This window comes from Desulfuromonas svalbardensis (genome assembly GCF_055389415.1).
The window spans coordinates 2,097,326-2,110,826 of sequence record NZ_AP042416.1; the positions used below are offsets into that span (position 1 = coordinate 2,097,326).

At 41.1% G+C, this 13,501-nt stretch carries 7 protein-coding genes; 6 read left to right on the forward strand and 1 reads right to left on the reverse strand.

What is annotated here, in order from left to right; all coding sequences use genetic code 11:
* The first annotated feature begins 259 nt into the window (after nt 1-259).
* The 6 genes from ACZ5KY_RS09425 (at nt 260) to ACZ5KY_RS09450 (ending at nt 11,357) form a co-directional block, all read left to right on the forward strand.
* The gene (locus ACZ5KY_RS09425; RefSeq protein ID WP_464243642.1) at nt 260-679 is read left to right on the forward strand and encodes a thioredoxin family protein; all 420 of its coding nucleotides are present in this window, start codon (nt 260-262) and stop codon (nt 677-679) included.
* Between the two features lies 1 nt (nt 680).
* Entirely contained in the window at nt 681-1,343 is a 663-nt protein-coding gene (locus ACZ5KY_RS09430; RefSeq protein ID WP_464243643.1) for a cytochrome c biogenesis CcdA family protein, read from the forward strand.
* Between the two features lie 438 nt (nt 1,344-1,781).
* Entirely contained in the window at nt 1,782-3,068 is a 1,287-nt protein-coding gene (locus ACZ5KY_RS09435) for an IS110 family RNA-guided transposase (protein WP_464243272.1), read from the forward strand.
* 757 nt (nt 3,069-3,825) lie between these two features.
* Complete coding sequence (locus ACZ5KY_RS09440; RefSeq protein ID WP_464243272.1) at nt 3,826-5,112, forward strand: IS110 family RNA-guided transposase; 1,287 nt, start codon at nt 3,826-3,828, stop codon at nt 5,110-5,112.
* Nucleotides 5,113-5,728: 616 nt separating this feature from the next.
* A complete protein-coding gene (locus ACZ5KY_RS09445) occupies nt 5,729-9,994 on the forward strand; it encodes an NACHT domain-containing protein (RefSeq protein ID WP_464243644.1) in 4,266 nt (1,421 codons plus the stop codon).
* 304 nt (nt 9,995-10,298) lie between these two features.
* A complete protein-coding gene (locus ACZ5KY_RS09450) occupies nt 10,299-11,357 on the forward strand; it encodes a hypothetical protein (RefSeq protein ID WP_464243645.1) in 1,059 nt (352 codons plus the stop codon).
* Nucleotides 11,358-11,946: 589 nt separating this feature from the next.
* On the opposite strand, the gene cobA is transcribed toward ACZ5KY_RS09450, so the two are convergent.
* The gene (cobA, locus tag ACZ5KY_RS09455) at nt 11,947-13,497 is read right to left on the reverse strand and encodes a uroporphyrinogen-III C-methyltransferase (RefSeq protein WP_464243646.1); all 1,551 of its coding nucleotides are present in this window, start codon (nt 13,495-13,497) and stop codon (nt 11,947-11,949) included.
* Nucleotides 13,498-13,501 lie beyond the last annotated feature (4 nt).

A 13,501-nucleotide genomic window follows, 5' to 3' on the forward strand; every position in this document is an offset into this window, starting at 1 on the left:
AAGACCTGACCTCTTTGCTTCGGTTAGTCCACTACGTCAACAACGTCCCATTTGTCTCCGTCAACAACGTCCCATTTGTCTCCATCAAACATAAGTCAACCGCAGATCTGCCCCCTTTATCTCTCTTTATCGAGCAATGATTAATTACGACCAGTGCATGCATGGATGGCGAATGATCTTGACATGTATATTTAAAAAACCATATATAAAGGTTCGATTGTGTTTAGTTGATCTTAACTGCCGATAGAAAGGTTTCTTCATGTTTAAAATATTAGCTTCACTGCTGTGCCTGTTTACACTATATGGTTGCAGTGAACAGTCCGCGCTACCATCTTCATCAGCTCCAGTTACAGCTATTGAAACAACAGCACCGGCTGCTAATACACAGCAGGCATCCTCCGCCCAACTGATGTTCTTTATCAATCCTCAAGGCGCACCCTGTCGCATGCAAGATTCTATTTTGTCCGATATGGCCGAAGAACTTGAAGGGAAGGTTACCGTTACCTATGTAAGAACGGATATCCCCGATCAACGTAGTATCTTTTACACCTACGGTATTCGCGGCTTGCCATCCATTGTGCTTACTGATGCTGTGGGTAATGAAATCAAGCGATTATCAGCCGGTGTTCGTCCCGCTGAATCGATTCGTGAACTTCTAACATTTATTCCACAAGACTAAAATGGAAACTATAGACCTCTCCTTAACATCGTTGGCCATGGCAGTCTTTGCCGGACTCGTCAGTATTGCTTCACCCTGCGTACTGCCAGTTGTCCCTATTATTGTTGCTGGCACCGAAGAAGACCACAAGTTGCGCCCATTACTTATCGTTCTTGGCTTGAGCGTTAGCTTTATGACCATGGGTGCAATTAGTTCTATCTTTGGTGGAGCTGTCGCCAGCCTGATGCCAGTGATGGAAAAAGTTGCCGCAGTAGTGGTTATTACGTTTGGCCTGCTGATGCTGTTCGACATCAACCTGTTTAAAAAGATGAACTTTTTAAGCAATATTCAGACACGAAGTAAAGGCCGCTGGTCTGGGCTGATGATGGGGCTAACCCTTGGCTTAGTATGGATTCCCTGTGTCGGACCGATGCTTTCCGGCGTTTTGGCCTTGGTCGCAAAGGACGGCAAACTTTCAACTGGGCTGATCCTGTTGGCTTTCTATTCGCTTGGCTTCGCCATTCCGATGTTGTTGGCCGGCTATGCTTCGCAGTCGGCACGACAACGGATACGCGCCATCAATCGTCATCCTGTCGTTATTCGACTCGTCAGCGGTATCCTTTTGATCAGTTTTGGTGTTTTTATCCTCACGTCAGGAATGCTGACTATCGGTAGCGCCTTTTAACTGGCATCCAATGAATAACCAATGGGTGCCTCGATTGATTCAAACATAAGTCAACCGAAGACCAGCCCCTTATCCTGCTTGATCAAGCTAATTGATTGATATTAAAACAATTATAAAGGGCAGAACCTGAGGGTTCTGCCCTTTTTTGTGCAATCAGTTATCCGCTATCCTTTTCACTATTGCTTTAGCAGTGATGCAACAACCGCAGCGGTGGTGGGGTGATCCGTCATCTACAAAACCGATGGTAGAACCTGAATTGCTCGCCAAGAGAACGGGGCAATTTATGCTCTAAAAGCAATAAAGCAAGAACGTTATATATGACTCACGATCAAAGCTAACTTCCTGGAAGTTAAGCGAATTAATAAAAAAGCAATAGCCTGTTTTTGGTCGTTCTTTCTGCTAACAATAAAAGCAAACCCCACAAAACAGGAGGCTTTTATGTTGGATAAACTGGACAGATTGGAACAGTTTCGGCAACTACGCTCTACCATTCGTGGATCAAAATCAATTCTGGTTGTTGGGATTGATGTTGCTAAAAGTAGCCATCATGCCTTTTTCGGTGATGCCAACGGTAAAACTCTGCACAAGAGGCTGATTTTTGATAATGATCTTGAAGGGTTTCAAAAGCTTCGCGGCATGGCGAGTAGTTTAGTAGCAAGACATGCTTTAGAGCAGTGTGTGTATGGTGTTGAACCTACGGCCTCTTACCATAAACCACTTGCTGAATATCTGATCCGTAACAATGAGCAGGTTGTTTATGTTTCTAATGTTGCGGTAAAGCATAACCGATCACTCTTAGATGGTCGTTGGGATAAAAACGACACTAAAGATGCTGCGAACATTGCTGATCTAATCGGTCAAAGCCGCTGTCAATACTATGATCTCGCCGCTAATGACATCAGAGAGTTACGCAGTCTCCTCGCTTATCGCAATAAGCTTAAAAAGCAGGAGCACAGCTTGCGGATGCGTATCCGCAACAACCTGTTAGCTCAATACTTTCCTGAACTCGATAAACAGATGCCTCAAGGCGGTCAAGATGGTTTGATCCTCGATATTATCGCTAAAGACTTTGATCCAACGCATATTGCTGCAACACCATTTGAAACATTTCGCCAACAATACAAACTATCACGGCGACCCATTACCTATGAAAAACGGTTACGCACCATTTGGGAACAAAGTCAGCAATCTATCGGTTGCTTCCTCCCCGAATCTGCCGCATGGGAAGGACAGATGATGGTTGATCAGCTCCATCATACCAGACAGATCAAGCACGACTTAGAGCAACAACTTAAATACGTTGGAGAGAAGTTCTCATCATACCGCTGCATTATAACCATCCCTGGCTTTGGGCCAATCATCTCAGCAATGACCCTTGGTGCTATTAGCGATGCCCATCGCTTTACCAGTCGCAAGCAGGTGTTACGGCTCGCAGGGTTAGATTTAAGCGCATCACGCAGTGGTAAAACAAGCAACAGTGCTGTACCCGTAATTTCAAAACAGGGCAAAGCCGCATTACGCTACGGGTTATATCAAGCAGCCCTGATTGCCAGTTACCAAGATGAAACTATCAGAAACTACTTTACCCGACTACTCAAAGGGCGAGAACTAGAACGCGGCATTAAAACTAAAATGCGAATCAAATTAGCCGCAAAACTGCTTATCGTGGCATGGACAATGATGAAGCGAAACGAAGTGTTTGATTCTGGCCATTTCAAGGTATAAAACCACCTTCGAAATAGCCATTGGCGAGACGAGTCCGATCAAGAACGTTGAGGCATAAAGACCTCGGGCGGGACAAACAGGGACCTCTCACTGGAATCTTGAAGATTGGATAAGGAATGATGAGGCGGCCCCGCTCCCATTGAGGACGGGGGATGCCGGATATTTGTAACGATTAAACTCAAGGTTCGCCAAGTTGTGAGACTAACGCCAAGTGTTGAAATAGCAGCAGTGGTACGTTCAAAATTGGGCGACATGTTTAACTTGCTGATTTTGCAGTGGGGATTATTTTAGTTGACGTTGGTGATATAGAATGTCCCCTTTTGGTCACAATGAATAACCAATGGGTGCCTCGATTGATTCAAACATAAGTCAACCGAAGACCAGCCCCTTATCCTGCTTGATCAAGCTAATTGATTGATATTAAAACAATTATAAAGGGCAGAACCTGAGGGTTCTGCCCTTTTTTGTGCAATCAGTTATCCGCTATCCTTTTCACTATTGCTTTAGCAGTGATGCAACAACCGCAGCGGTGGTGGGGTGATCCGTCATCTACAAAACCGATGGTAGAACCTGAATTGCTCGCCAAGAGAACGGGGCAATTTATGCTCTAAAAGCAATAAAGCAAGAACGTTATATATGACTCACGATCAAAGCTAACTTCCTGGAAGTTAAGCGAATTAATAAAAAAGCAATAGCCTGTTTTTGGTCGTTCTTTCTGCTAACAATAAAAGCAAACCCCACAAAACAGGAGGCTTTTATGTTGGATAAACTGGACAGATTGGAACAGTTTCGGCAACTACGCTCTACCATTCGTGGATCAAAATCAATTCTGGTTGTTGGGATTGATGTTGCTAAAAGTAGCCATCATGCCTTTTTCGGTGATGCCAACGGTAAAACTCTGCACAAGAGGCTGATTTTTGATAATGATCTTGAAGGGTTTCAAAAGCTTCGCGGCATGGCGAGTAGTTTAGTAGCAAGACATGCTTTAGAGCAGTGTGTGTATGGTGTTGAACCTACGGCCTCTTACCATAAACCACTTGCTGAATATCTGATCCGTAACAATGAGCAGGTTGTTTATGTTTCTAATGTTGCGGTAAAGCATAACCGATCACTCTTAGATGGTCGTTGGGATAAAAACGACACTAAAGATGCTGCGAACATTGCTGATCTAATCGGTCAAAGCCGCTGTCAATACTATGATCTCGCCGCTAATGACATCAGAGAGTTACGCAGTCTCCTCGCTTATCGCAATAAGCTTAAAAAGCAGGAGCACAGCTTGCGGATGCGTATCCGCAACAACCTGTTAGCTCAATACTTTCCTGAACTCGATAAACAGATGCCTCAAGGCGGTCAAGATGGTTTGATCCTCGATATTATCGCTAAAGACTTTGATCCAACGCATATTGCTGCAACACCATTTGAAACATTTCGCCAACAATACAAACTATCACGGCGACCCATTACCTATGAAAAACGGTTACGCACCATTTGGGAACAAAGTCAGCAATCTATCGGTTGCTTCCTCCCCGAATCTGCCGCATGGGAAGGACAGATGATGGTTGATCAGCTCCATCATACCAGACAGATCAAGCACGACTTAGAGCAACAACTTAAATACGTTGGAGAGAAGTTCTCATCATACCGCTGCATTATAACCATCCCTGGCTTTGGGCCAATCATCTCAGCAATGACCCTTGGTGCTATTAGCGATGCCCATCGCTTTACCAGTCGCAAGCAGGTGTTACGGCTCGCAGGGTTAGATTTAAGCGCATCACGCAGTGGTAAAACAAGCAACAGTGCTGTACCCGTAATTTCAAAACAGGGCAAAGCCGCATTACGCTACGGGTTATATCAAGCAGCCCTGATTGCCAGTTACCAAGATGAAACTATCAGAAACTACTTTACCCGACTACTCAAAGGGCGAGAACTAGAACGCGGCATTAAAACTAAAATGCGAATCAAATTAGCCGCAAAACTGCTTATCGTGGCATGGACAATGATGAAGCGAAACGAAGTGTTTGATTCTGGCCATTTCAAGGTATAAAACCACCTTCGAAATAGCCATTGGCGAGACGAGTCCGATCAAGAACGTTGAGGCATAAAGACCTCGGGCGGGACAAACAGGGACCTCTCACTGGAATCTTGAAGATTGGATAAGGAATGATGAGGCGGCCCCGCTCCCATTGAGGACGGGGGATGCCGGATATTTGTAACGATTAAACTCAAGGTTCGCCAAGTTGTGAGACTAACGCCAAGTGTTGAAATAGCAGCAGTGGTACGTTCAAAATTGGGCGACATGTTTAACTTGCTGATTTTGCAGTGGGGATTATTTTAGTTGACGTTGGTGATATAGAATGTCCCCTTTTGGATCCACTTTATTTAATTAGAATTTGTAAGAGCTTGATTATTGATGTCGATACAGATAAGCTCGGTTTTTTGATCGTTAAATTCGTTTACTAATTGAATGTGGAGTTGAGGTTTATGCTCGGAATTTAGTGGATAAATCGTGTTTGCCTCATATTGTGTCGCAATATTTAGTTCAGAATTCTTGAGTAGTTGTTTAGCTGAATTGATAGTCAGACCACTACATCCCCTTTAATTATCCTAAGTCATTAATTCCCAACATTTAACTAATCTTATTACTGAAAATGGAAGAAAAGATGGCAATTAATTGGAACAATATCCGAACCTTAGATAATTCGCAAAACGAAGGATTTGAAGAACTAGTATGTCAGCTTGCACGTAATGAAAGTATTCCCGATAAAAAGAAGTTTGTTCGAAAAGGGAAACCTGATGCTGGTGTAGAGTGTTTTTGGATTCTGGGAAATGGTGCTGAGTGGGCGTGGCAGGCCAAATTTTTCACAGCAAGCCTTGATGAGAGTCAATGGGGCCAAATAGATAAGTCAGTACGCACTGTATTAGACAAACATCCAAATCTTGAGAAATTCTACATCGCAATTCCAAACGATCCGCCAGACGCCAGAATTACTGGTCAAAAATCTATGCTAGATAAATGGAATAATCGAGTTGAGAAATGGGAAGAATGGGCTTCAGTTAAAGGCTTAAAAGTAGAGTTCTTGGCTTGGTGGAGTTCGGATTTAATAGCTAGATTGAGTCAACCTGAAAATCAAGGGTTAACTTTTTTTTGGTTTAATAAGGAGGAGTTTACTGATGAGTGGTTCCTGGCTAATAGCCAGCAATCCATCGCAGATCTTGGAAAGAGATATACACCTAATTATTATGATAATTTAAATGTTGATGTAGCAGTAGCTAAGGTATTTGACGGTATATCTAGAGATGAAAAGTTAAAAGCGCTAATACATCAGCAACTTGATTGTCTCCTTATTTATGGTGATAAACTACTGAAGAGCGCACCAACGTCAAATGGTGAAAAAAACAGGTTAGTAAAAGCCTTAGAAGGTCTAAGAACTTTATTTCTTAAACTTGAGTTTGGTGGCATTGAGATAATACAGACTGAACCATTCATTCTATTGCTTAATGAAGTTACTGATATTGCAAGTGAAATATATGATTTTTATTTGGCTGAAGAACATAAATTAAAAGATTCGCAAACTAAGTCGCATATTAGATATCAAAAATACGGGTCAGATATAAACACTGTAAATGAATTACAACGCGCTATATATGATGCTGAGCGCGTATTCAGCAGTGAAGCAGTAGCTTTAATAAACAACCCTTACTTGATTTTAGATGGTGAAGCTGGTGTGGGAAAATCTCATTTACTCGCTGATGTTACAACTAAAAGAAATGAAACGGGTGCTTATAGCCTTTTGTTATTAGGGCAGCATTTTGTTACAGAGGAAGACCCCTGGTCGCAAATAAAGAAAAAGCTAGATATTGCTTGCTCATTTAAGGTGTTTTTTGGTGCGTTAAACTCAAAAGCAGAAACAAGCAGACAAAGGCTAATTATCTTTATTGATGCCATCAATGAAGGTAAGGGTAAGTACTTTTGGCCTGAACATATAAGAGGTTTCATTCATTCTCTCAAGGCTTTCCCGTGGCTTGGGCTAGTTATTTCTGTGCGGTCTTCGTATTCTGAGTTATTAGTTTCAAACGAACTGTTACCCAATGAAATTATTACTAGATGTACCCACTATGGATTCTCAGATAATGAATACGAAGCTTCAAAATTGTTTTTTAATAATTTTGGAATTGAGCTTCCTTCTATCCCTTTATTGCATCCAGAATTTCAAAACCCACTATTTTTATTGCTCTTTTGCGAAGGGTTGAGTAGATCTGGCTACTCACGGATTCCAGATGGATTTCAGGGCATTAGCGACATAATAGGCTTCTTCGTGAATAGTGTGAATCAACATCTATCCCAGCCAAGAAAGTTTAATTACCCAAGGAATATTAACATTGTTGAAAAGGCAATAAATGCAATAATTTCGACGAAAGTTAATAACTGCACTGGATTTATTTCATACGAAAACGCTTTCGTTATACTAAATAAACTATCGAAAGAGTTTGATATTAAATCAGGCCTATTGGATAGCTTAATCTCTGAAGGTGTATTTTCCAAGAATGTATTTTGGATTGCTGAGATAGATGAATATCAAGAGGGTATATATCTTTCGTATGAGAGATTTGAAGATCACATGGCAGCAAAATTTTTACTTGCTGCTCATAATAATATAGAAAGTGAATTTCAACAAAATGGTATTTTATTCAATCTATTTAAAGATAGAACCCTTTGCTACCAAAACAAAGGCCTACTTGATGCTTTATCAATTCAATTGCCAGAATTAACAGGAAAAGAGTTTTTTTACTTTGCTCCCCATGTCAAAAATGAATATCCAGTAGTGGATAGTTTTGTTCAGAGTTTGCTCTGGAGAAAAATAAACACGGTCGATGATGACCTGATCAAGTATATCAATTCAAATGTTTTTTCTTATCGTGCAACTGAAAAACTATTCTTGGAAACAATTATTTCTGTTTGTTCTAATCCTGAACATTATTTCAACAGTTCTTTTTTACACCGAAACTTATTTGAAAAATCGTTAGCTGAAAGAGATGGGTGGTGGACGATTTTTTTAAAGGACCATTATTACGATAATAATGCCATTAAGCGACTAATTGATTGGTCGTGGAGCAATTGTGATAAATCTCATATTTCAAACAAATCTAAAAAATTATCATCTATAGCAATAGCTTGGTTTTTAACTAGCACCAATCGGCTTTTGCGCGATGAAGCAACTAAAGCACTGGTTTGCCTGCTGAAAAATGATATCGATATTTTAATTGAATTGCTTATGGAATTTGAAGGTGTCAATGATCCTTATGTTTATGAGCGTTTGTTTGCTGTAGCTTATGGTTGTGCCCTTACTACAAAGGACAATCGTAAACTCAAAGATCTATCAAAATATATCTTTAGAACTATTTTTAATACGAAAGATGAAGAAATATATCCACATGTTTTGTTGAGAGATTATGCGCGTGGTGTTATCGAATATACATATTATACATATTATACATTTGGTGATTTTGGTATAGAGATAGAAAAAGCACGCCCACCTTATCGAAGTAAGTTAACTAAAGTTGCACCTTCGAATGAAGAAATTGATGCCAAATATAAAGTGAAATTTGATAAAGAAAATGACTATTTATCTTCTCAAGATAGCATCTTAAGCTCTATGACAACTGAGTATGGGCGAGGGATTTGTCGTTATGGGGATTTTGGCCGATATACTTTTCAATCCGCATTGAGTGCTTGGAAAGTTAATCCAGATGAAATGAGTAACATCGCAGTTGATTGGATTTTTGAAAAATATGGGTATAACGCAAAACTACATGGGAAATTCGATAGGAATATCGGTACAGGAAGAGGTCGCGATTCTACTCATGAGCGAATAGGTAAAAAATATCAGTGGATTGCTTTACACGAAATTTTAGCTAGAGTTTCCGATAATTGTGTCATGAAGTCAGAAAGAAACTGGAGCGATGATGAAATTGAACCATATGAGGGTACATGGCAGCCTTACGCTAGGGATATAGACCCCTCAATGCCTTTACGGAAGACTGTAAAAGTGGATGATGATCGTCAAACCAAACACTGGTGGTCGAAAGAAACACATAATAATTGGAGCTTAAGCCATAATGATTGGTTAAATGACTTGGATGATTTACCTAATAGTCCAAACTTAATCAATGTTATTGATGAAGAAAATAACGAGTGGTTAGTTCTTGAAGCATATCCGGAATGGGCTGAACCTAAATTGCTGGGGCAAGACAGATGGGAGCAACCCCATAAAAGAATTTGGTATCATATTAGAAGCTATTTGGTTGCGGAAGATGATAGTGAAAAATTCATTGATTGGGCAACTGTTCAAGATTTTATGGGCCGTTGGATGCCTGAAACGTCTAATAGATATCAGGTGTTTGAACGGGAATTTTATTGGTCACCAGCTTTTAAATATTTCAATAATTACTACTATGGTGGGCTTGAACACCATAAAATTACCGATAAAGATAATGATAATCCCATCTGTGATGTAACGCTAACAGCAAGTATTTATTCATGGGAAAAAGAAACTGACAATTCAATCGAAGGGTCATTTAATATATTGAAGCCATCTAAATTTATTTATGACAATATGGAGTTGACCCCTTCTGAGAAGGTAGGCGAATTTACTGATCAAAATAGCCAAGTAGTATGTTACTCGCCATCTGTTTACAATGAATCAAACCGTTATCTTTTGGTAAAAAAGAAAACTTTTATTCAATTTCTTCAAAAACATAACCTGAAGATTGTTTGGACTGTTTTAGGCGAGAAAAACATTATTGGTGGCTTAAGCCGTGGAGATGATTTTCAGGGTCGATTAGATATTAGTGGAGCTTATTACTTGGATGGAGAAAATAACGTTGACGGTTTAGTAAATACAACTCTGATTAAAGGAAAAGGCTAGAAGAAACTAGCGATAGTTCCCAGATTAAACACACAAGTAGTCTCTCGCCACAAAAGATCGGGACAGCTGCTGATGAAGCTGGGAACAGTCCCATTTTGCTACTTATGTATTTAAAATCGCAGCAATAAATATAAAGGGCAGAGCCTGTGCGAGTCATTAGGGTCAGGTCTTGAATTACAATATTTCAGTTCGAAATAACCCGACTAGTGGTCGTGTAGTTCTTAAATTTCCATAGGAATGTTGCATTTCAAGACCTGACCCAATTGCTTTTTCCATAACTGCAAATGGAGGGAATACCAACTGCATGTTTCTCATGATAACCATTGTTGATGTTTTTGATATATTGAAAATTAATTACAAAGGGCAGGTACACGAAGCACTTGCATCAGCGGGAGATATCGATCCTCGCACTATTCGCCGCTATATAAAAAATAATAAATTCCCAGAAAGTATGGTCTGTAAACTCTCTCGTAAATTTCTGAACAATTACCCGATTAACGGATCAATAGATAATGAATTTTTAGCTAAGACACATTCTTGGATTTATTTTATAGATGAGCAACAAAAAGCTGGTTTTGAAATAGTCCCGAAAAGTTTTGAATTACTAAAAAGCCTTGCAAACAGTGATTTAAATTTTTACCAAACAATTGAAAAAGAGAAATCAAAAGCCAAACGATTCGAAAAATATAAAAACTACCTTACTGAAAGCATTATCCCTCTTTACTTTCCAGAAGGTTCGACCCTAAGTAAAAAAATTATGGATTCAATAGATCTAAATGAGCTGAGAAACCACATAACTCGTGTTTTATTGCAGAGCTTACTTTTCCTACTTTCGCATTTTGAAGCAGAATATCTTTCTACTAATGAACACTACAAGACGTCTCTTTTAGGGCAGTGCGTTACACAAGAAACAAACAGACTTACCTCTCACAACCTTCTAAAACTCTGGCTGGAAGGTTTAGCCGTAAACAAACAAAAATTTGTCAGCCTAATGATAGAGGAATACGGAGATGCTGACGATGCTGACATCGCGCCTGACTTACCCCCCCTATCAAAAGAAACTTGGGAAATGCACTACTATCTCCACGTCGAAAAAGGACACCCGGTGACCTTTGAAAAAATCTCAAGGTGGGCCAAGGGACTATATGCTGGATTAAGCCAACAACAGAAACATGAAGTATCACCTAACAGTTATGTTTATTTTGCAACTGAGGTGTTTGGGGGCGCGTTATTCCTCGATCAAATCATCAAAGAATCTAGACCTCATACGACTTCGAAACATACTTCTTTTAACGTTTCCAACACATACCAATCTCTTTACATCCACAACAGGAAACGGCTACAGATAAAGCCCGCGATTTAGAAACAATTATCTGTAACCGTCATTCCGGTCTATTTTCCGCCTGGCCTGTTATTCCCTCGGCCACCACCAGAAGGATTACCGGTAGTGCTAGGACCATTATGAGGTCTTCCTGTAGATACGATAAATTTGTTCATGTTTTCCTCCATACTTATGTTTTTAATTCTATCCGCGACATTGCGTATCTGCATATAAACACAGCCAATTAACGAGGGGAATTATATCCATAGGACAATAGATGATGGATTTAGTTATAAATATTCAATAACACTTTCGCTTTAAAGGTGGCTTGTGGGCAGGTCTTGAATTGCAATATTTCTTACAAAAACCAAAACACAACAAAGCCGATTTGGGGAGAAATACAACGAATTTAGCAATGGGGTCGGACTAAGTCAAGCTACTGAAATGACAACAATTAAGAGATGAATAAGCATGTTTTTTGCTCTTAAATACACCATTTTAGGGTAAAAAAGGCAACTTTAAGGAATATTAACTGCCTAGTATGGATGAGGTCTGATCAAGCTAATTGATTGATATTAAAACAATTATAAAGGGCAGAACTCACAGGTTCTGCCCTTTTTTGTGTAACCAGTTATCCGTTATCCTTTTCACTATTATCTAGTAATGATGCAACAACCGCAGCGCTAGTGGGGTGATCTGAGCACGTATCTACACTAATAGCGCATTGCTGTGCCGCGTGTTCGGTGGCTGGCCCCATAGCAACGGTGTGCAATGCTGACAACAGCGGTGTTTCACTGCCGAGAAGCTCAGCCAAAGCGGTAGTGCTTGCCGCAGATGTGAGGCATAAGGATGTCACTTGCTCCGCTTTGAGTAACTCGATTAAATAGTCACGATGGGTTGTTGTACACCGCGTTGCATAGGCGGCAGGCTGATCGATGATTGCCCCAGCCTGCTGGAGTGTTTGCAATACGGTGCTGGTGTCATCATCCGCTGTTGGGCACAGAATTCGTACTCCGTTGGCCTGTTGTTGCGCCAGCGTATTGATTAATGCACCACCGTCTTTAAGTTCCTCAGCGTTAATCACCTGATCGGCCTCAATCCCTTTATTGCGCAACGCTTGGCTTGTTTTACAGCCGCAGCTAACAATGGTGAGGTGGGCGAGGGCGCGTGTATCTTTGTTGGCAGCTTTCAACCGTTGCCATAAGCCATCGACACAGGAAGGGGTTTTGAGAACCAGCAGGTTAAATTGGGCCAGTTGCTCAATGGCTTGATCAAGCGTGTGCCAACTGGCAGGTTCGAGGTCTTCGAGCACCTTGATACGGATGGTTTCAGCACCTAAATCTTTTAGTTGATCGCTGAGCTTTGTTGAACCTGCCTGAGTATGGGGGATCAAAATACGTTGACCAAACAGTGGCTTGGTATCAAACCAGCGTAGTTGCTGGCGCAGTGATACCACTTCGCCGACAATGATCAATGCGGGAGGTTTAACGTTACATTCAATGACTCGTTGCGGTGCATCCTTGAGGGTGGCAACCACCGTTTGTTGGTTGGCCGTCGTCGCACGACTGATGACGGCTACGGGGGTGTCTTCCGCGCGACCATGAAGCATCAGTTGCTCGCAAATCGAATCGATATTACTTAGGCCCATATAGAAAACAAGGGTTCCCTTGTTGGTTGCTAATGCGGGCCAATTGATGTCGATGAATTGATTTTTGCTGGTTTTCACGTGACCAGTAATCAAACTGACATTAGTGGTAAAGTCGCGATGGGTGAGGGGAATGCCTGCATAGGTGGATGCGGCAAAGCCCGAGGTGATGCCGGGGATCACTTCGAAACGGATTCCATCCTCAGCTAATTGCAATGCCTCTTCGCCGCCGCGACCAAAGATGTACGGATCACCGCCTTTGAGGCGCACGACAACCTTGCCCTCGTTCGCTTTACTGACTAATAATTTATTGATCTCCTCCTGAGCCATGGAGTGGTGGTTTTTAATTTTCCCCACATAGATCAGTTCAGCCGTGGCCGGCGTTTCCTGCAAAAAGGCTGGATTGGATAATTTATCGTAGAGCACCACATCGGCTTTTTGTAAGCACTGTAGCCCTTTTACGGTGATCAATCCGGTATCGCCTGGGCCAGCGCCGACGAGGTAAACCTGAGTTTTATCGTTCATTTTGTACTCCATTTTA